Origin of the sequence: Thauera sp. 28 (assembly GCF_000310145.2) — a bacterium.
In the GTDB taxonomy this organism is placed as follows: Bacteria; Pseudomonadota; Gammaproteobacteria; order Burkholderiales; family Rhodocyclaceae; genus Thauera; species Thauera mechernichensis.
In genome coordinates, this window is sequence record NZ_AMXA01000015.1 from 40,931 (window position 1) to 63,645 (window position 22,715).

General features: G+C 65.7%; 1 protein-coding gene (cut by a window edge). It reads left to right on the forward strand.

Going from position 1 to position 22,715, the window contains the following annotated elements:
* A protein-coding gene (locus C662_RS11920) for a CARDB domain-containing protein (RefSeq protein WP_002929275.1) crosses the window boundary here: on the forward strand, positions 1 to 22,715 show its 5' portion. The gene runs 13,147 nt beyond the window's last position; the window shows 22,715 of its 35,862 coding nt (coding positions 1-22,715); it begins with the start codon at positions 1 to 3; its stop codon lies beyond the right edge, outside the window.

Consider the following 22,715-nt stretch of genomic DNA (forward strand, 5'->3'; position numbering starts at 1 on the left):
ATGCGCAAATCCGTCGTCGTGAATGACCGCCCCGATCGCAAGAACGCCTTCGCTCTCTCGCCCTTGCTTGCGACCATGCTCAGCGGCTTCTCCGCCGCACGGCGTGGCGACAGCAACGCGAGGCGGCGGCAAGCGGCTTCGGCCGACGCCGCGGCAATCCGTTTCGAGGCGATGGAGCCGCGCATCCTGCTGTCCGGGGACATCAATCCGGCCGCCTTGTCGATCAGCGGTGAGATCGAGCTGCCCGGCGAGGTCAGAACCTACGAGTTCACGCTCGAGGAAACACGCCGCGTCGTGTTCGACAGCCTGACCAATCGCAGCGACCTGGTCTGGCGCCTGGATGGGCCCGAAGGGCAGCTCAGCAACCGCAGCTTTGCGAGCACCGACTACAACGCCGCTTCGCCAGCCTTCGAGCTCGCCGCTGGCACCTACACCATCTCTGTCACCGGTAACGGCGATGCGCGTGGCCAGTATGAGCTTCGCATCATCGATGCCGATGCTGCAGCCGACATGGCCATCGACGCCCCGGTGAGCGGGGTGCTCGATAGTGGCATCAAGAGCGCGGTCTACCGTTTCAGCGGAGAGGCCGGCCAGAAGCTGTTCTTCAGCGCTGCCAGCCTTTCGGGTGGACAGGCCAACTGGCGCCTTATCGACCCCTACGGCCGTCCCGAGGGCGGCGTCTTCAATGCCGGCAGCAACCGCGACGTGTTCACGTTGGCGCGTACCGGCGAGTACCTGCTCCTGGTCGAGGGGCGAATCAGCAACACGGCGCCGGTGAACTACGCCTTCACGCTGAGTTCGGTTACGGACAGCACCGCGCCGCTGCAACTTGGCGAGGCCCTCGTCGCCGATATCGACCATGCCGGCAAGACGGCTCACTTCACCTTCACGCTCAACGAGTCGACCTACGTCGCCTTCGATCGCCTCAGCAACGACTCTTTCTACTGGCGTCTGCAGGGGCCTGAAGGGCTCAAGGTTTCGCGCATGGCGGCGAGCACCGCTGCAAGTTCGTATGCGGGTGGACGCGGTGCGCTGTTGCTCGTGGCCGGGGACTACGTGTTGTCGGTTGATCGCGATGTCGCGGCAACGGGCACCATGCCTTTCAGACTGCTCGACGTGCGCAGTGGCAGTGCGCTCGCGCTGGATCAGCGTCATGAGGGCGTGCTCGACCATGCGCGCGGCAGTGTGGTTCATACGCTTACGCTCGCTGCGGGCGAGCGTGTGTTCGTCCACGGCCAGGCGCTCAGCGGTGGCAGCCTCTCCTGGCAGTTGCTGGACCCATACGGCAGCATCGTCGGCAGCGCCAGTGCGTTGATGACTGCAGCGGGGGCAATCCAGGTCGCCGAGAGCGGACAGTACGCCTTGGTCCTTGCGGGCAGCGACAGCAACACGGTGGGTGCAAGCGTCGGCTATGCCTTCTCGATCAACCGGGTTCCCGCGCGTTCGGCGGCGCTTGAGGTCGGGGTGCGTGTGGACGGCGAGATTCTCGTTGCCGGGCAGCAGACCGTGCACGAGTTCGAGTTGGCCGCGGATGCGCGGCTGTTCTTCGACGCACTCACCAATCGCTCCGATCTGTTGTGGACCTTGCATGGCCCTCGTGGTGTCGAGGTCGATGCGCGTCGATTCGATCGCAGCGATGCAGCCCAGGCGCTTGGCGCGCTGGCGCTGCCTGCAGGCAGTTACCGTCTCGTCGTTCATGGCTCGGGTGCGGCGACCGGGGCCTACGCTTTCCGCCTGATCGATCTCGCCGCCGCCGCCGTGGCGCTTGAGGTTGGTGAGGAGATCAGCGGGTCTTTGCTGCCGGGCAATGGTGCGCAGGTGTATCGCCTGTTGGCCTCTGCCGGCGATCGACTGGCCTTTACCAGCCTGGCCGTCAGCGGTGGCAACGCCAGTTGGCGCCTGCTCGATGCCTATGGGCGCGACCTTGCCGGCTCGGCCAACCTTGCGACGAATCGTGCCCATGTCACGCTCCCATTGACTGGCGAGTACTTCATGGTGGTCGAGGGGCGTATCGATAATGCAGCCGAATTGAGCTATCGCTTCCGTTTCAATGCCGGAGATCCGGTTGTCGTGGCTCCGCTGCCCGAAGGCAGCGCCTACCAGTTGGGCAGCGTTCTTGCGGGCAGCTTCACGGCGGCGAGCCAGACACACGTCCATCGCTTCACCCTCACTGCACCGACGGTGGTGTTTATGGACACGCAGTCCACCAGCACGAGTAGCGCCGTGTGGTCGCTGATCGGGCCGCGCGGCACCGAGGTGAGCGAGGAGGATCTGTGGAGTTCGGACGCCAACTATCGCTATTCCGGGCGCTTGCTGGAAGCGGGTGAGTACGCGCTGGTCGTCAAGGGCGGTCGGTCCAGCCTTTCCGGCAGTGGGGCGTACAGCTTCGCGCTCCATGATGCGGGGCTGTTGCCGGCGCTGACGCTGGGCGAGCAGACCAGTGTGGTACGCAATCCTGCGAGCGCTACGGTCGGCTTCAAGGTGTCGGCCATGGCGGGCGATGTTCTCGTGCTCAACGCCACCGACAGTCACGGCCATGGCAGCATCTGGCGCCTTGTCGATCGCTATGGACGCCAGGTCAGCAGTTCGACCACTGCCAGCTCCGGAACCAGTTTTGCAGTCGCAAGCAGTGGGACCTATTACCTCATCAACGAGGGCTATTACTACTCGACTGGCACGAGCAACGTTGCGCTGACGCTTGCGCTCCAGCAGGTCAGGGCATCCGCGCTTGCCTTCAATGCCCTGGCCGTTGGCAGCTTGCAGGGCCGGCACGATGTGGCGCGGTACGATTTCACCGTCACCGACCCGACGACGATTGTCTTCGATGCGCTGCAGACCAACGTCAGCGGTGCGAGCAATCTGCAATGGCGACTTGTCGGTCCGCTGGGGGCGGTGAGCGGCTGGCGTGGCTTCACCGATGACCAGTCGTCGAACTCCTTTGCACTGCCGCCTGGTGCGTATGTGCTGGAGTTGCGCAACACCACTGATATCGCCAGGGATTACAGCTTCCGCGTGCTCGATCGCGATGCCGCACAGACGCTGGTGCCTGGGGCATTGATCAACGATAGCGTGCCGGCGGGCGAGACGCGCCTGTATCGGTTCGATGCCGAGGCCGGCGCGCGGTACTACTTCCATGGCCAGGGCAGCACCTCGTCGACCGTGCGAGGTCAGTGGCAACTGCTTGATCCGTTCGGCAAGTTTGTGACCAGTGGCGTCACATCTTCGAGCTACAACATCGAGTTGCCTTTGGCAGGGGAGTACTTGCTTGTCGTTGCGCCTCTGGCGACGGCTACATCGGACGCCAACTTCCGTTTCAACCTGATCGAGCGAACCACCGTCGGCGCCGCACTGGCCATCGGTCAGGACGTACGCGGCAGCATCGCCAGCGCCGGCCAGGTCGTCGAGCATGGCTTCACGCTGACCGCACCGACGCGTGTCCTGGTTGACGCATGGTCCGGTGTCAGCGGCATGCAATGGGCCTTGAGCGGGCCACGGGGAAGCGAGGCCAGCGCCAATGCGTTCGGCGAGACGCCGCGCTACTTCGAACTCCCGGCGGGGGATTACCGCTTCACGGTCCAGGCCAGCAACCAGAATACGGGTGATTATCACGTCGTGTTCCACGCCCTTGCCGACGCGCCGACCCTGGCCTTGGATACGCCGCTCAGCCTGACCGTCAATGCGGCGGCCCGAAGCCAGGCCCTGCATCGTATCCAGCTTGCCGAAGCGACCACGTTGCGTTTCGATGCACTTGGCACCCTCAATCCGTCCACGGCCTGGCGTCTTTACAGCGCCGCAGGTGTGCAGCTTGCCAGCGGCAACGCCAACGTTGATTCGGGTGAGATCACCCTTGCCGCGGGTGAGTACTTCCTGCGCTTCCAGTCGCCTGTCGGGCAGGCACAGAGCTACAGCTTTGCCATGCGTCAGCAGGTGCTGACATCCCAGGCGCTGGTGTTCGATACGCGTCTCGAAGCTAGTCTGGTGGAAGCCCAAACCCTGCGCTACACCTTTGAGCTGGCTGAGCCCGCACGCGTCCTGGTGGAGTCGCTCGTCAATAGTTCCGACCTGGTGTGGACCCTGCGCGGGCCGAGTGGCGTGGTGGCAAGCCAGCGCAGCTTCAATGCTCATGGCGAGTTGCTCGCGCTCGATCGTGCCGGCAGCTATGTGCTGGAGGTGAGCTCACGCACCCTTGTAGCGGCCGATGTCGCGCTGCGTGTTCGGGACGTCGGTGCGATGGCTGGCGTTGCCGAGGTCTCGGCCCTGCCTTTGCGCGCCAACGTCACGGTGGATGCCGACCAGCGCACTCAGGTGCTGGCCTTCGACAACGAGTCTCCGGGCGTCAACCACGTGTTCGCTCTCACCGGCATGGCCGGACAGAGCGTTCGGGTGATGGTGCTTGACGGCAACGGCAATCAGCTCACCGCATACACGGTCGCCTCGGGTACCAGTTTCAGCATGCGTCTCGACAGCCCTGGGCGACACTATCTGCTTGCCCACGCCCATGTCGGCAACACGGAGGCCGTCGCGCTGGGGGTGTCGGTACAGGTGCTGCGCGATACGCATCGTGCCTTGGAACTGGGTATGGGCCAGCGTGGGCAGATCGGTAGTTCGGCAGCCAGTGATTACTGGCATTTCTCGCTGGAGCAGGCAAGCACCCTGGTGTTTCAGGGCACCAGCGATCAGTCGCTGAGCTGGGTGTTGAGCGAGGCCCAGGGTGGCAGCTTGTTCAGCGGGTCAATGGGCGCACGGGTGCTCAGCCTTGCCGCGGGCGACTACAGCCTGCGTGTCCATGGCTGGCCGTCGGGTGTCAGCCAATATGCGCTTGCTGTCTCCAGTCTTGCCGACGCAACCGTCCTCGACGCCGGGCAAGTGGTCGCTGCGGAGATCGCCGCGGGGCAGGCAGGGGCGGTGTTCATGCTTCCGGTCGCGGCCGGTGAGGCGTGGTATCTGGGCGCGCAGTCCGCGCAGCCGGGAAGTCGTGTGGCCGTGTTCAATGCGCAGGGTAGCCAGATCCTCAACAGCGTAATCGGTGGTGCTGCGCTGCAGTTGCCTGTTGCCGCGCGCAGTGGTCACTACACGGTGGTGGTGTCGGCGGGCGCTCCCGAGCAGGCGTCAGCCTTCAGCCTGCAGGCTCATCGGCGCACCGAGACGGTTGGCGCGGCAGTGCTCGGCGAGGCGATCGCGGGTGAGCTGGCGGGCGGGCATGAGTTCCATTCGTTCCGCTTGACGCTGGATGCGCCGGGTCGCCTGGTCATGGCTGATGGTGGCAGCGCCGAGTCGATTCGCTGGCGCCTCGTCCCGGCGGGGCAGACCAGTGGTGGGACGGGATGGTTGAGCGGCACGCAGGCGCCGACGGTGGCTGCTGGCGACTACGTGCTGACCTTGTCGACGAACGCGGCTTCCGCGGCGGCCTATCGCTTCGAACTGCTCGACACGAGGGGGGGCGTGTCGCTGGGCACAGCGCCGCTGGAGGCGGTGTTTTCGGCCGGGCGCAGTGCGCAGGCATACTTGATCGACGACGTGCGCGAGTTGCGCCGCATCATTTCGCTCAGCGCGGCCGAGCCGGCCGAGCTGACGTGGACGCTGTTTCAGTCCTCGTGGTCCGGGTGGTCGTGGCTGGCCGACGGACAGGGTGGCGAAAGCACGCAGACGCCGCAGCTGGGACAAGGTGGGCGTTATCTGCTGGTGGTCACGCGCAACGGTGAGTCCGCGCAGCCGCTGCCCTACAGTGTTGCGATGACGCCCCTGGCCGCAGCGCCATTGAGCATGGGGGCGGTGCAGACGCCTACCTTCGCCCCTGCGCAGTTCCAGCACGACTACGCGTTTTCGCTCGAGGCGCCGACCGCCGTGTTGTTTGATGCGCTCGCCGGTCAGACGTCCCTGCAGTGGCGTCTGACCGACAGCCAGGGCGGATGGGTGGCAAACGGCACGTTCGATGAGTCGACGAGCTGGACGCAGCGCCGATTCGATCTGGCTGGCGGTGACTATCGCCTCAGCGTGTTCCGCAGTTCGGCATCCACCGAGTTGGCGTACGCCTTCCGTGTGGCGCCGTTCTCGGCCGCGCCCGCGGTCCTGGAGAACGGGCAGGGGACCCTCAGCGGCACCCTGGATCCCGGGGCGGGTGCGGTCGCGTATCGCCTCGACGTGGCGGCCGGCGAACGCCTTTCGGTCAACCTGAATAGTCTTTCTGCAGGGAACCTGCGTTGGCGTCTGCTCTCGTCCAATGGCGGACAGCTCGCGAATGGGGCGGGAGTCGGTTCGGGTCTTGCCGATCTTCGTCTCGTGGAGGCTGGGTCCTACTTCCTGCTGCTCGATGGCTACCTGACGAACACGGAGGCCCTCGACTACGAACTCGTCGTTTCATTGGCTGCCCCTCGCGACAACCGTCCGGAAGGGCCGGAGATCCTTCCTGGCGATGCCCCCATCGTCGTCGAGTTGCCCCGTTGGCAGAGCGCGGCGTACCGCTTCACCCTTGCCGAGGCGGGTTGGGTGACCTTGGGTGGGACCTTCGAAGCAGGGGCCTACCTGTCGTGGGAGCTACGCGACCTGGAGTGGGGCCTGTATTCCGGTGGCCTCTCGTCCTCGAACAGTGCTGCAGAGGCGGTCTGGCTGGATGCAGGTGACTATGCGCTGGTGTTTTCGAATCCTGGCTGGTATGGCGATGAGAGCGCACGAGTCTCGTTCAGGCTCGAGCGCGAGGCTCAGTTCGCTCGTGCCGAGCTCGGGCAGGTGCTCGAAGGGTACGGCCCGTACCTGATGGCGCTCGAAGCCGGACAGACGGTGTACTTCCGCTCGCCCGGTGCTGCCGAATGGCAGGTTCGCTCACCCCAGGGTGGCTGGGCTGCCTGGGTGCCGGCGGGGGGGCAGGAGTTCGTCGCCTATCGTGCCGAGGTGAGCGGCGACTATCTCGTTGGCGTCAGCTACTTCGATACGCAAGAGACCGAGGCGCCGCGATTCGAGTCGCGCGTGCAGACCGAACGCGTTCGTGAGATTGCGCTCGACGAGCTGGTCAGTGTCGTGGTGGACGAGACCAACGTCGAGCATCTTGATTTCGTCTTGAGCGAGCCTGGCGTGTTCATGCTCGATGCCTCATTCATGACGGCAGAGCAGGTCTGGTGGTCGCTCTCTCGTGACGGGCAAATCGTATCGGATGGCTTCTGGCTTGGAGACGTCTCTGTCAGTGCTGGAGGTTACTTCGGGGTCTGGTATGAGCAGGGTGACCCTGTACTGGCGTTGGAGGCAGGCAGTTACCGGCTGAGCGTGTACAAGCAGCACGACGCCTATGGCGATCTGCGCCAGTCGGGCGAGTTCTCCCTTCGCATCGGCGGGCTTGAGCAGTCAGCGTCGTTGAGCCCCGACGTGGTGAACAGCGTCGAGATGCTCACCGGGACGTCGGCCGTGTGGCGCATCGATGTCGACGGTACGAAGTCGCTTTTGCTTGCTGATTGGTCCTTCACGGAGCGGGCAATGCTCCGTCTGTTCGACGCTCAAGGGGCGCTTCTGCACGATGACGCCTGGTGGGATGGTCACGAGGTATTGACGCTTCCGCAGGCTGGCACCTATTTCCTCGTGTTGGATACCGGTAACCGCCCCGGTGAGGATCCGGTGACGCTTGCCTTCACGCCCTTGCTGGTGGCCCCCACGGTGTTGGCGTTGCCCGGTGTGAATACACGCGTTGACCTGACGGTGCCGATGGATGGCCGCGTAACGTATCAATTCGATCTCGCGGAGGCCGGTCTCTTCCAGATGGAAGCGAATGGTGGGCTGCTCGATGGCTGGACGCTCTTCGATGAACTCGGCCAGGCCGTGCCCAGCAACAATGGTCTTCTCAGTCTGACCGCGGGACACTATTCGCTCGTCGTGACGAGTGCGGCCGCGCCGGGCAGCACCGCGTATTTCCGCCTCGTCGATGTCGCGCAGGCGGCCGTTGCCGTCGATCCGTCCGGTGCGTCCAGCGTCGATCTGGGCGCGGGCGAAACAGCGTTCGTGCGCGTCGAGGTCGCGGAGGGGCAGGTACTCAACCTTGCATGGGTGGCTTCGGCGGGTGCCCAAGGGCAGAGTCGAGTGGTCAACGCGCTTGGCGAGACCTTGTACTGGCTCGATTCGATCTTTGACGGGGGGGCTGCCAGCCTGCAGATCGACGAGTCCGGCGTCGTGTATTGGGTCATCGAGCGCTATGACGATGGCGCGCCCGGGCTGGTGACACTCGAACTCGATGTCGATCTGCTCACCCCACCGGCGATTGCGCAGATCGCGTTGGGTGAAACGCACGCGCATACGCTGGGGGGCCTGGGCACGCGCAGCTACGTCTTCGATGTTGCCGAGGGTGGGCTTCTCTGGCTCGACCTGCTCGAAGGTTTCGAGGGCGAGTGGGTGCTGCGCAGCGCCAATGGCGGCTGGGTCAACAGCGGCTACGCGGGTACCGGCCAGGGCGCTCTGCTCACGATCGGCGCGCCGGGCCGTTACACGCTGCAGCTCAGCGCCTATGGCTCGACCGCCGAGGAACGCGATGCCGCTTACCGTTTCCGTATCAGCGACCTGCTTGCGGCGGCAGTGCAGTTGCCCGGCGGGCAGGCCGTCGATGTGCCCTTCAGCGCAGATACGCGCGCCCTTGCCTATCGTTTCGATGGCGCCTTCAACAGCGCGATGCTGTTCGAAGTGCTCGAGGGGTTTCCGGCGAGCTGGTATCTATTCGATGGCGCTCTGAGTGTCCGTTCGAGCGGGCGAACCTATGACGGGCTCGTCCAGGCGCTCAGCCTCGGCGCGCTTGGCACTCACACCCTGGTTGTTGCTGCCGATGCATTGCCGCTGGCGGGCGAGGCACTCAGATTCAGGCTCGCCGACCTGCGTGCAACGGCGCAGCCCGTGCCGGCCAACACCGCGGTAGAGGGCGTGCTCGGCAGTGGCCAGACGCTGGCGGTGTATAGCTTCACCAGTATCCACATGGACGGCTTCCGCTTCCTTGCAAGTGGCGCCGAAGCCGGGACGCTCGGCTGGCGTCTGCTCGGCCCGTCCCTGGCTCAGGTTGCGAGCGGCGACGTGGCGTTCGACGGCGACGGACTCAGCCTGAACCACGGCAGCGGGCGCTATTACCTGCTCATCGATCGGCTGGGCGCCGACGCTGCGCAAGCGATCGACTATGCCTTCACCGTATCGCGCAACGAGATCGCCGTTGGCGAGACTCGTGAGGGCAGCGCTTCGACGACTGGCGTGTCTTACCGTATGGTGGTCAGCGAGCCGGGCTGGTATCTCTTCGACGCCTTCAAGGGCAGTTCCGGCGGCACGGCCGACAGCTACCTGTACTGGACGCTCACCGGCGCGAACGGTCAGGTCTTCTCCGACCGCCCGTACCTGTCCGGCAACCGTGATCGTCTGCAGTTCCTCGATGCGGGTGAGTACAGCCTGCGTTTCCACAGTGCGACCTCCAGCTACACGGGAAGCTACCAGTTCAGGATCCTGGACGCTGCCGCGGCCGAAGCCCTCGAGCTCGGTGCGCCAACGAATGCAGCGCTCGTGCCGGGTAATGCCTCGCGGATCTACCGTGTCAGCGGAGCGCTTGGCGAGGAGCTCGGCTTTGTCAGCCAGGGCAGTGCCTCCGGGCGTTGGTACCTGGTCGATTCGACCGGTCAGCAACTGTTCTCCACGGCACTTGGCAACTCTACGGCGGGGGTGCGCCTGCCTGCCGATGGCGACTACTGGCTGGTGATCGAGGGCGCTGCGACGGCTTTCGCCGACCAGTCCTTCCCCTTTGTCGTCAACCGCGCGGTCGCGCAGGGCGCGCTTGCGCTCAACGAGCTTATTGACGGAAGCCTGGCGGCCTACCAGAGCATCAGCTACAGGCTCGATCTCGACCAGGCCAGCCTGCTGATGTTCGACAGCCTGGGGGCCGACGCCCAGGTGCGCTGGCGTCTTCAGGGGCCAGGGGGACAGGTTTTCGATAGCGCCCTGGCGGGCGACAGCCTCGATACGGTGCGCGTGCTCGAGCGCGGCACGTACACCCTTACGCTGAGCAACGCAACCGCGATCGATCGCAGCTTTGCGATGCGCGTGCTCGATCGTGCAGGCGCGACGCCGATTACCCCGGGAGCGCCGCTCAGTGTCGAACTGAGCCCCCGCAACGGGGCGGTGATGTACACCTTCGACGCTCAGCAAGGCGAGCGCTACTACTTCGACGTCGTGCAGTCCTTGCTTGTTGCTGCGGAAGCGCAGGGAAAGACCTTTCCGGTCTGGGCTCTCTACGATCCGCAAGGTGCCGTGGTGTTCGGCGCCGCCGAAATGGGGTACTGGTGGAGCGGATGGTCCGGTTACACGCCCGAAGGCTATGACCGGGAGCCTGCAGCCTTTGCGTCAAGTGGCACCTACACGCTGGTGCTTCAGGGCTACAACAGCGCCACCAGCGCTGCACGGGTGAGCTTCAACGTCGTGCCGGTGCCCGTTCACCCGCCCCAGGTTCTCGATACGCTGGTGGTGCGCCCAGCGCCCGACCTCACTGTGAACGAGGTCGTGCTCGCGCCCGCCACGGACCTGTACACCGGTCAGGCGGTGGAGGTGCGCTGGACGGTGGAGAACCGGGGCGTGCTGGCGACCGACACGCACTGGAACGACCGTATCGTCGTACGCAACCTCGATACCGGCGCGCTCGTGGCCAGCCTTACCGTGCCGTACGCGAGCACGCTCGAGGGCGACCTCGGCGCCGGAGAGAGCCGACAGCGCAGCGCTGTGGTGGTGCTGCCCGAGGGGGCATCGGCTGCAGGGCGCTTGAGCTTCACGGTGATGACCGACGCCGACAACCGCATCCGCGAGGGCAATGCCTCCGGCAACGGCGAGAGCAACAACGCCTTGTCGACGACGGTTCAGGTGGCGCTGGCCGCTTACGCCGACCTTCGGGTCGAAGCCCTGCGCCTGAGCCCCGACAGCGCCTTCCAGCCGGGCCAGACCGTCGATGTCAGCTGGACGACCATCAATGCTGGCAACAAGGCCGTGGACGCTGCCTGGAGCGAGCGCGTGGAGGTGCGCAACCGCAGCACCAACGAGCTCGTCGCCGTCGTCGCCATCCGTGACGACTTGACCGCGGGAGCGCTCGAAGCGGGGCAGTCGCGCCCGCGCACTGCGCAGTTCACCTGGCCTGCAGGCTTTGCGGCGGCGGGCGAGTTCGTCATCCGTGTCGTCGCCGACAGCGCTGAGGAGATTGTCGAAGCCAACGCATCCGGTACCGGCGAGACCAACAACAGCGCACAACTTGTGCGCATGGTCGGGCCCGACATGCAGGTGCGCAACCTGCGCGTGTTGTCCGGCGCCGTGCAGTCGGGTGGCGAGGTGAGCATTGCCTGGGAGGACTGGAACCTCGGCGCGAGTGCCGCAGCCACGGGTTTCCACGACCGCATCGTGGTGCGCAATGTAGCCACCAACCAGGTGTTGGTCGATACCAGCCTGTATTACGACCCGCTCAGGGTCGTCGATGGCGCGCAACTCGGACTGGTCGAAGCGGGCCAGATGCGTGAGCGTGCGCTCACCTTCCGCCTGCCCCCCGGCCTGGCGTCCGTCGGCCAGATCCGCATCACCGTTACCACCGACCAGAACAGCGCCGGCCTTGGCGTGCTGTACGAGACCAACCTGAGCAACGACGCCGAGCTCAACAACAGCGCCCAGGTGGTGACCACCTCAGTCGCCGTGCCCTACGCCGACTTGCGCGTTGACAGCGTCAGTGTGCCCGTCAGTGGGGTTGGCGGCGAGTACGTGTTGGTGAGCTGGACGGTCAGCAACCGTGGCGAGGCGCCGGCGGAAGGGGAGTGGACCGATCGCGTGGTGTTCAGCAACAACGCCACCATCGGTGACAGCGATGACGTGGTGGTGGGCAGCCTGCGCTTCAGCGGCACTCTGCAACCTGGAGAACACTATACCCAGACTGCATTGGTGCGCCTGCCGATGCGCGGGGAGGGGCGTTACTACCTGGCCGTGCGTGCCGATGCCGGTGCCGAGGTGCTCGAGCCCGACACGCGCGCAGACAACGTCAGTGCGGCGCAGGCCATCAACCTGGCCTCGCCATATAGCGACCTCAACCTCATTGCGCTTCAGGTGCCGGCGCATGCGCTCAGCGGCGAGACCGTCCTCGTGACCTGGGAGGTGCGCAATGACGGCAATGCCACCACCAACCTGGCACTATGGAACGATCGTGTGGTGCTGTCGCTGGATGCGGTACTGGGTGGCAGCGACGACATCGTACTGGCGGGTGCGGTGACCCATGCGGGGCTGCTCGCGCCTGGCGAAAGCTATGTCGGACGTGCCGAGATCACCCTGCCGCGCGACCTCAACGGCGAGTACCACGTCATCGTCGTGACCGATGTCAACCAATCGGTGAACGAGGAGGGGCGGCGCACGAACAACACCCTCGCAAGTACCGGGAAGATCTCGGTGCAACTCGCGGCCGTGCCCGATCTCACGGTGTCTGCGGTCGAGGGGCCGGCGGTGCTGCGCCCCGGTGACGCCGCAACGCTGCGCTATACCGTAAGCAACGTAGGTGGCGCGGATGCGAACACCGCCTGGCGCGACCGCATCTACATCGACCGCGGCGCCGCCGGTCTGTACCAGGTGGCGACCGTGCTCGTCAGTGAGCCGCTGGCGGCAGGACAGAGTGCGGAGCGCCAAGTGAGCTTCACCCTGCCGGCGAACTTCGCCGAGGGGGAATACCGCTGGGTAGTGCGCACCGACACCGAGAACACGGTCTACGAGCGCGATGGCGAAGGCAACAACGAGCTGCGTTCGGCTGCCGCACTCCAGGTCGCAAGGCCCGATCTGCGCCTGCTCGGTGTCGAAGGCCCGGCACTGGTGCAGTCCGGCTCCACCGTGACCGTGAGCTGGACGGTCGTCAACAATGGCGCCATCGCGACCGGAGGTTGGGTCGATGCCGTCTATCTGGCGCGCGACGGCGTGCTGACCAAGTACGGCGAGGTACAACGCCCAGGTGCGCTGGCCAGCGGCGAACAGTACACGGCCAGCCTGGCAATCGCGCTGCCCCTCGGCCTCGATGGCGAGTACGAGATCGTGGTGGTGAGCGACGTGCTGCACGCCATCGACGATCGCAACCGTGCCGACAATCGTGCCACTCAGGCAATGGATGTGACGTTGGCTCCTTACGCCGACCTGGTGGTGACCACGGTCAGTGCGCCCGAACGCATCATCCAGGACCCCGCACGCCTCGACGTGAGCTGGACGGTCAGCAACCAGGGGACCGGAGCCGGCGTGACCGACAGTTGGGTGGATCGCGTCATCCTGTCCCGTGACGATGTGCTCGGCAATGCCGACGATATCGTCCTGGGCGAGTTCGTACGCGATGGCGCGCTTGCCGCCGGTGCCGAGTACACCCGTAGCGAGCGCTTTGTGCTGCCGCCCGCGACCTCTGCGCGCTACAAGATCTACGTCGTCACCGATGCGCGCAACACCGTCTTCGAGAACGGGCGCGAAGCCAACAACGTGGGACGTGTCACGCACGACGTGGACATCATGCCCATTCCATACGCAGACCTGCGTGTCGAGTCGGTCAGCGTCGAGGGGGCTGCCGCCAGCGGCCAGGGCGTGCGTGTGAGTTGGGAGGTGGTCAACCAGGGCATCGGCCTGACCAGCGTCGCGCAGTGGTCCGACACGATCTGGCTAAGCCGCAATGCGGACGGCAGCGGAGTGGTGCAGACCTTCAGCGCGGCCAGTCATCTCGGCCATCTGGCCCCGGGTGAGCGCTACACCCGCAGCGTGGACGTGCTGCTGCCCCAAGGGCTGGAAGGCGAGTACTACTTCAACGTGCGCGTGGCCGGGAGCTCTGGCGTCGTGCCCTACGAGTTCATCTACGCCGACAACAACCGCGCGACCTCGGTGGCGGTGCCGGTTCTGCTGTCCGATACGCCTGACCTGGTCGTCGAGGCCGTGAGCGCGGCGCCGACCGCGCAGGAAGGCAGCTTGCTCGAGCTGTCATGGACGGTGCTCAACCAGGGCCTCGCCACTGCCGGTGGCAACTGGGTCGACGCCGTGTGGCTGGTTCCGGCCAGCGGCACGGGTAACGCCGTGCTGTTGGGCAACTTCACCTACGATCGCGGTCTCGAGTCCGGTATCCGCTACACGCGCACCGAGCAGGTCCGCCTGCCAGGCAAGATCGAGGGCCTGTATCGCATCAAGGTGGTCACCAACACCCATCTCGGCGGCAACGGGATGCAGGTCTATGAGCACGGCCCGGCGCGGAGCAACAACGAACTCGTCTCCGCCGGCATGACCCAGGTCAGCCTGCTTGATCGCCCGGACCTGCGGGTGTCCGCGGTGGAGGTTCCGGAGAGCGTGACCTCAGGCACCGCTGCGGGCATTCGCTACACCATTACCAACATGGGGTCGGTGAGTACCTCGGGGCAGTGGACCGACAAGGTATTCCTGTCACTCGATGGCACGCTCAGCGCCGACGACGTGCTGGTCGGGCAGTTCAGCAGCGTGTCCGCGCTGGCGCCCGGCGAGTCCTATGTGTTTGAAAGCGGCATGGTGAACATTCCCATCCGCTTCCGTGGCGACGCTTTCCTGATCGTCGTCGCCGACGGCAACAACAATGTCGACGAGTACCCCAACGAACACAACAACCGCCGTGCGGCACAGCTCTATATTGACCCGGTGCCCTTCGGCGATCTGGTGACGAGCAATGTGGTCGCACCCGATCAGGCCGTTCATGGCAGCCAGATCGAGGTCCGCTACAAGGTTTCCAACCTGGGCGTGGCCACGACCCGGGGTGAGAGCGCGGCGCTGGAGCGGTGGACGGACACGGTGTGGCTGGCCAAGGATCCGCGCCGCCCGGGCGCAAACAAGGGCGACATCCTGCTGGGGTCCTTCACCCACATTGGCCACCTCCAGCCGGGCGAGGACTATCTCGGCACCGCTCAGGTCCGCGTGCCGGCCAATCTGGCCTCGGGCCAGTACTACATCACGGTGTGGACCGACACCTACAACGTGATCCTCGAAGACACCCTGGCCATCAACATCAACCCGGACGACCCCTCTCAGGTCGACAACAACAACTACAAGGCCCGCCCGATCAGCATCATCGGCATCACCCCGCCGGATCTGGTGGTTGCCACGGTCAATGCGCCGGAGGCGGCCGTTGCCGGCTCGCACTACACCTTCAGCTATACGGTGGAGAACCGCGGCGATGTGTTCTCGGGTAGCTGGCACGACCGCATCGTGCTGGCGAACGACCCCGACCTGTCCAAGGCCACCCGCGTGTGGGAACTGGGCCTGCTTGCGCAGAGCAGGGAGCTGGCGCATGGCGACAGCTACACCGTCACCCAGACCGTCGAGCTCGCGCCTTCGGTCACCGGGCAATACCTGTTCGTGGTCACCGATCATTACAACCGCGTTGCCGAGCTCAACGAGGGCAATAACCGCGGCACTGCACTGTCAGACGTCGTGAGCGCCCCCGCCGACCTGCGCGTCACCGACATCGTCACCCAGCCCCACAACTTCTCGGGCGAACAGACAACCATCAGCTGGACGGTGACCAACTTTGGCGCCGCGGTATGGGAAGGCACCCGCAGTTGGGTCGATGCCGTGTACATCAGCCCCGATCCGACCTATATCCGCGAACGGGCGACCCTGCTTGGCGCCGTCACGCGCGCCAACCTCGGCGGCCTGGGGGCGGGCGAGAGCTACACCGTGTCGGGCAGTTTCACCCTGCCGGCCGGTACCGATGGCCCGTACTACATCTACGTGGTCACCGACAGCGGCTACACCGAGGTTTCCGACGGGCGTGACCTCGCCCAGCGTGCTCGCTCCGAGATGATCGGCGGCGGCGGCAACGAGGGCGCGTTGCGCCACTACCGCGGCGTGGATCGGGCCGGTACTGTGTTCGAGGGGGCGCGCAACGACAACAACTTCGGTCGTGCCGAACTCGACATCACCTATCGCGAACCGGATCTCCAGATCAGCAATGTGGTGGTGTCCAACCCGTTGCCGAACTCGGGCGACATGCTCACGGTGACCTGGACGGTCACCAACCAGGGCGAACGCGCGACCCGGGTCAGCGATTGGTTCGACGGCATCTACCTGTCCCATGACGCCTCGCTCGATGTGCGCGACCACCCGCTGCCGGACGGCACCGGTACGCAGTCCTTGTTCGCCCGCATGGCAAAGGTGCATCCGATCTCCCTGCGCGAGGACGGCCTGCCGGCCTACCTGAAGCCTGGTGAGTCCTATACCGCGACGGCGACTTTCCGCCTGCCCGAGTCCATCGGGGGCGACTACCACCTGATCGTATACGCCGATACGGCTTTCCTGGCTGACGGCCGCACGCCCAGCGACATTCGTGATGGCCTGGTCGGCGTGCAACTCGACAGGGATCGACCCGCCGGTCGTGTGCTGGAGTTCCAGCACGAGGGCAACAACAGCGCTTCGCTCGCCCTGCGCATCAACCAGGTTCAACCGCCGGACCTTCAGGTCAGCGTCGTGACGGCACCGGAACGCGTGTATGCCGGCCAGGAGATCACGGTGAGCTACCGGGTGGACAACCTCGGCGGCAATACGCCCGATCACCAGTCGTCGTGGGTGGATATGGTCTATCTGTCCCGCGACCGCTTCCTCGATCTCGGCAAGGACCATTACCTCGGCTTTGCCCAATACAGCGGCGGCCTGGCTGCAGGCAACGGCTACGAGCGCACGCTGACACTGACCGCGCCAGCCAGCCTCGAAGGCCCCTATTACGTGTTCGTGGTCACCGATCCGGTGCGCCCCGGAAGCGGGTCGGCGTATGGCGGGGTCAACGAGTTCGGTCTGGATTACAACAACGCCACGGCTGCCGCGCAGCCACTGCTGATCGAGACCCCGCCGCCTGCCGATCTGGTGGTCACCAACGTGGTGATGCCGGCAACGGCCGAGGTCGGCCAGCAGATCCGCATCGAGTACACGGTCAGCAACGAGTCCATCAACCCGGCCTACGGGCGCTGGACCGATGCGCTCTACCTGTCGCTCGACAACGAATGGGACCTTGGCGACATCCTCATCGGCAGGGTCGCCCACCATGGCGGACTTGCTGCCAACGGTAGCTACAGCGCCAGCCTGGTCGCCAGCCTGCCGCCGCTCAAGGATGGCAACTGGCGCATCATCGTGCGTCCGGACATCTACAACGAGGTCTTCGAAGGCGAGATCCGCTACACCGCAGAAGGGCTGGTCCTACCCCCCGGCGAGGCCAACAACCGCATGGCGTCTGGCGGCACCTTGCAGGTTGCGGTGCCCACGCTCGTGCTCGGCAATGCCATCGACGAGACGCTGCGCCAGGCTGCGGATCGCCTGTACAAGGTCACCGTGCCTGCCGGGCAGACGCTGCGGGTCACGCTCGATGCGCTCAACGAGCGCGGCAACAACCAGGTCTTCGTACGTCATGGCGACGTACCGACCAGCTACGCATTCGACGCCGCCTACAGCAACCCCATGGCGGCCGATCAGGAGGTGCTCATTGCCGGCACCGTGGCGGGCGATTACTACATCCTGGTGCGCTCGATGTCCGGCACTCAGCCGGTCACGCTGCGCGCCGATCTGATGCCGCTGTCGATCATCCGCGTCACGCCTGATCATGGCGGGGTCGGCAATGACGAGCATCGCTGGGTCACGCTCGACATCCATGGTGCGCAGTTCAAGCCCGGTGCGCTGGTCAAGCTCTCGCGCCCCGGCGTGCATGAGGCTGAACCGGTGCGCTGGCAGGTGCTCGACTCCACGCACATCCGTGCCATTTTCGACACCCGCGACTTCCCCTTCGGCCTATACGACGTGGTGGTCATCAACCCCGACGGCCAGCGCGTCGTGGAGGCGCAGCGCTACCTCGTCGAGCGCGCCATAGAGGTCGAGGTGACCATTGGTGTCGGCGGCGACCGCTCGCTCGAGCCCGGTGACAGAGGGCTCTACAGCGTGGCGCTGCAAAGCCTGACGAACCTCGACACGCCTTATGTACGCTTCGACTTCGGTGCGCCGGAGATGGGCTACAACGAGTATTTGCTCGAGGGGCTCAACCTGCCCTTCATCGTCTTCGGCAGCAACGTCGGAGGCCAGCCCGATGGCCGCACGACCGACGCCGCCGGTAACACGCAGCGCTACGGGGCTACGCCGACCGATGGTACGCCGCGCCAGGATATTCCCTGGGCTTACCTCGACGGCACGCAGAACCTGCAGGGCTTCAACCTCGCCCCGGGCTATGCCTTTGATCTGCCTGCCGGCGGCTTTGCCGGCATGAGCTTCAATATCCAGACCTATCCCGGCCTCAAGGCCTGGATGGACTACGACTTCGAGGCCCTGCGCGACGCGCTCTATGCGCTGCGTCCCGAGTGGCGTGAAGCCGGCTTGCTGGACGAGGGCATCTCGGGCTTGAACAGGATCTCTGCCGGGCTGTCGGCGAAGTTCGTCTCCGAAGATCCCGAGATTCATCTCACCGACCTGGAATGGCTGGCGATGCCGTTCCGGTTCAATGTGGTGGCCAGCGCCACTGCGATCACCCGCGACGAGTTCATCTTTGACCAGACCGCCCGCGCGTTGGCCTTGCGCAGTGCGATCATCGCCGACGAGAACGCGCCGTTGGCGCTGCAGACCCTCGCGGCCGACGAGGGGCAGTGGGTCAACGGCTGGCTGGCGGCACTCGAGGCCGCTGGCCTGTTGCGCCCGGTGGATGAGGCACCGCCGATCCGCGAGCGCATCGAGGTGTTGAGCCTCAATGCCACGCTCGCCGGCGGCATCCTGCTCGGCAAGGGCGGCGAGACCTATCGCACGCAGGCCGATCTGGTGTCCTTCTTCAGCCAGGTGCAGGCCTGGTACGGTGATACCGCCAGGCATGCGGGCGATCCCGAGGCGCGCAAGGCGGCGATCGAGTACATCGAGGTCCGCTATACGGAGAAGGGCGCTTACGTCCTGAGTCCGGTGCCCGCCAAGGCCGACCCTGCCGCCCACGGCGTGGGCGAGGGTGGCCGCACGCACTTCCTGAATTTCGACATCTTTGTCGGCGGCCGCAGCGAACTCGAGTATCTGCGCCACATCGGCGTGCTCGACGAGGATTTCCAGCCTGTGCCCGGGCAGCCGCTCGATCTGGCGCGCTATCTGGTGCAGATGGGCGCCAGCGAGGCGACCGAAGCGGTGCAGGTGCGCGGTCCGCAGGCATTGCCTGGCGCCGATGGCAACAGCTACGTACCGGCTGCCACGGCCTTGCCTTATACCGTTGCCTTCAGCAACCCCAGCGTGACGCCCGCTGGCGAGGTGCGGATCGTTACCCAACTCGATGCCGCGCTTGATCCGCGCTCGGTACGGCTCGGCGACATCAAGGTCGGCGACCTCAACGTGCGCATTCCGGGCGAGCGCGCCAACTTCCAGGGCGACTTCGACTTCAGCGGCAGCAAGGGCTTCATCCTGCGGGTATCGGCCGGTGTGGATGCCGAGACCGGCATCGCCACCTGGTTGCTGCAGGCCATCGACCCGAACACCGGCGAGGTCATGCGCAATGCCACGCGTGGCCTGCTCGAGGCGGTTGGCGGCGAGTCCGGAAAGGGCTTCGTCAGCTACACCGTGCGCACCGCAGGTGGGGTTGAAACCGGCAGCGTGATCGTTGCTGCGGCTCGCGTGCTGATCGACGAGATGCCGGCGCTCGACAGTGCAAGCCACGCGGTGAGCGTGGATGCCGGCGCACCGCGCACTGCGCTGGCAGTGACTGCGTTGGGCGACAACCTGCAGGGCGAGCCCACCTACGAATTGCACTGGGAGGCGCGCGATGACGCCAGCGGCGTGCGTTCGGTGACCTTGTACGTGGCCGAGAACGGAGGCGATTTCCGTATCTGGCAGCGTCAGCTGGGCCCCGAGCAGACTCAGGCGATCTTCACCGGCGAACGCGGCAAGCAGTACGAGTTCCTTGCCGTCGCCACCGACCGCGCAGGCAATCGCGAGGCCGCATCGGTCCTCAATGCCGTCCTCCCCGACGACGGCGCACGCCAGGCCGTGCTCAACAGCCTGGGCGTGCTGGAGTCGCTGAACCAGACTCCCGAGCTGCCGCTTCCCAGCGAGTTGCGCGCCTATCCGCCCAGCAACGTGTTTGCCCAGGCCGCGCAACTCCTGCCCGGGGCCGTGGCTACCGTGCAGCGCAGCGAGCTTGGCACCGTGCTGGCGCCCTTCACGCTGCGTGGTTTTGCCGAAGGCTATCGCGCCAGCGCGGGGGACATCGGTGCCCAAGGGCTGGTCGAGCTGTCTGACGGACGCTTCCTGGCGAGCGCGGGCGTGTTGCGCAACCAGGTCTTCGTCTTCGACAAGGACGGCGGGCGCAGCGTCACGCCTTTGTTCGAGCTTGACGCACCGATCGTGGACATGGCGGTAGACGCCTATGGCCAGCTTTGGGTGATGACCGGTAACGAGTTGCTGCTGGTCGATGCCGGCAGCGGCGCGATCATCGAGCGCATGCAGGGGCCGGGCGGCATCCCGCTCACCCATGCACTGGCCGTCGAGCCGGAGAGCGGGCGAATCTTCCTCACCTCGGGGGCCGGCATCCTGGTCTTCGACCCGGCCGAGGACAACCGCGCGCGCGCGTGGTCTCAGTTCAGTAACTTCCGCGCGGGTGATCTCGCTTTCGGACCGGACGGGCGGCTGTGGGCGGTGCGCTGGAGCGGCAGCACGATCACAGCCGCAGCCAGCAAGCCGCAGACCGAGATCGTCAGTTTCCCGATGAGCGGACGCTACGCCGGGCGTGCCGAACTGGAGTTCCGCCTCGACGGGGTGGTCGATTCGATCGCCTTCGGGCAGCCTGGCAGTGCGCTCGAAGGCCTGTTGTTCGCGTCTTGCAACTTGCCACAACGGGCCGTGCTCGGCAGCGCTAGCGCCGTCCCGCGCACTGCGGGGGTGTGGATGATGGAACTGGGCAGCAAGCGCATCGTTCAGCTTGCGTCCGGCGGGACCCGTGGCGAGTCGGTGGTGACCACCGCCGATGGACGTATTCTGGTTGCGCAGACCGGACGCATCGACGAGATCGCGCTGGCGCGGGCCCCCGAGGTGGTGGCGGTCACCGTTCCCGATGGTGCCTTGATGCCCTTGCCGATGAACCGTATCGGTGTGGTCTTCGATCAGGCCATGTTCGTGGGCCAGGGCAGGGAGGCGGGCAGCGTGCTCAACGCCGCCAACTTCACCCTTACCGCACTGGGCCAGCATGCCGGAGCGGTGTTCACGCCGACGGCGGTGCATTGGGACGCTGCGACTCGCACGGCCTGGCTGGACGTGACCGGGCTGGGGGCGGGGCAGTACCAGCTCGAGGTTCGTCACACCTTGAGGAGCGACCTCGAGCTTGCCCTCGGTCAGAGTTACCTGAGCACCTTCACCGCGCTCAACGACATGAGCGCGCAAGTGCAGATGAACTTTACCGGGACCCGCAGCGATCGCGGTTCCGGTACCGTGAGCTACGATGTCAGCATCACCAATATCGGTGCTGACGATCTGCTCGGCCCCCTGATGCTGCTCCTTGATCCGGGCGCCTATTTTGGCGGCAGCATCGAGGCGGGCGCGGGTGGTGGCGGCGATCAGTCCGAACTGTGGGTGCTGGACCTCACGACGGCGCTGCAGGGCCTTGGCGGCAAGCTGGCAGTCGGCGCCACGCTCGCGGGTGTCACCGTAAGCATCGTGCCTGCCGGCGATCTGGCGCCGCGCGGCGGTATTGCAGACCTGGTCAAGGCAAACCTGGGCCACGGCATCTATGCCTATCCGCACCCCAACCTGCCGCCGCAGCTGACGGTCGCGGGTGTCGATGATGTCAGCAGCCGGTTCGCCTACATCCTGCCTGGTGCCGTGGTCGGAGAGGCCTGGAGTGGCGAGATCGAAGCCATCGATGCGGACGGGACGCGCTTCTACTGGCAACTGGTGCAGGCGCCGGCCGGGATGACGCTCACCCCGGCGCCCGAGGTACGCTCGGCAGACGGCCTGTACCGCAATGGCGCCACACTGAGCTGGACGCCTGGCGCGGGCGCAGATGTCGCGACCGAAGTGCTGGTGCGGGTTCAGGATAGCCGCGGCGGCTTTACCTATCGCTACTTCCAGATCGCGGTGGAGGGTGGCAACAATGCGCCGACCATCTCCGTACCTGGCAACATCACGCTCACCGAAGGCGAATCGCTCAACATCCCGGTCGCGGTGGCCGATGTCGATGGCGACCCGCTGACCGTCACCGTGCGCAACCTGCCTCCCGGCGCCGTGTTCGACGCCGCCAGCGGCATGCTGCGCTGGACGCCGGGCTACGATCAGGGCGGCGTGTATGAGAACGTCACGATCATCGCCAGCGATGGCAAGCGCACCGTCGAGCGCGCCTTCACGCTGACGGTGCGCCAGGGCCTGCCGCTGCCGCAGCTGCTCACCGGCGGAGCCCATGCGCTGCGCGAGGGCGACCGCTTTGCCCTGCAGTTGCTGGGCAGCGTGGATGGCGGCTTGCGCCAGCCTGACGGATCGGTCATCGAGTTGCAGTACCTTGCGCAGTGGCTGCCCTCGGGTGCCACCCTGAACCGTGAAACGGGCTGGTTCGAATGGACGCCCGACTACAACCAGAATGGCATCTACAAGGTGCCCCTCATGCTGCTGGCGAAGTGGACCGATCCGCAGGGCGTGGTGCGTACCAGTGCGGTCAGCGCCGAACTGGTGCTCGAGGTGGCCAACGCCAACGGCGCGCCGGTGTTCGCTCCGGCTGAAACCTGGCAGGTCCTCGA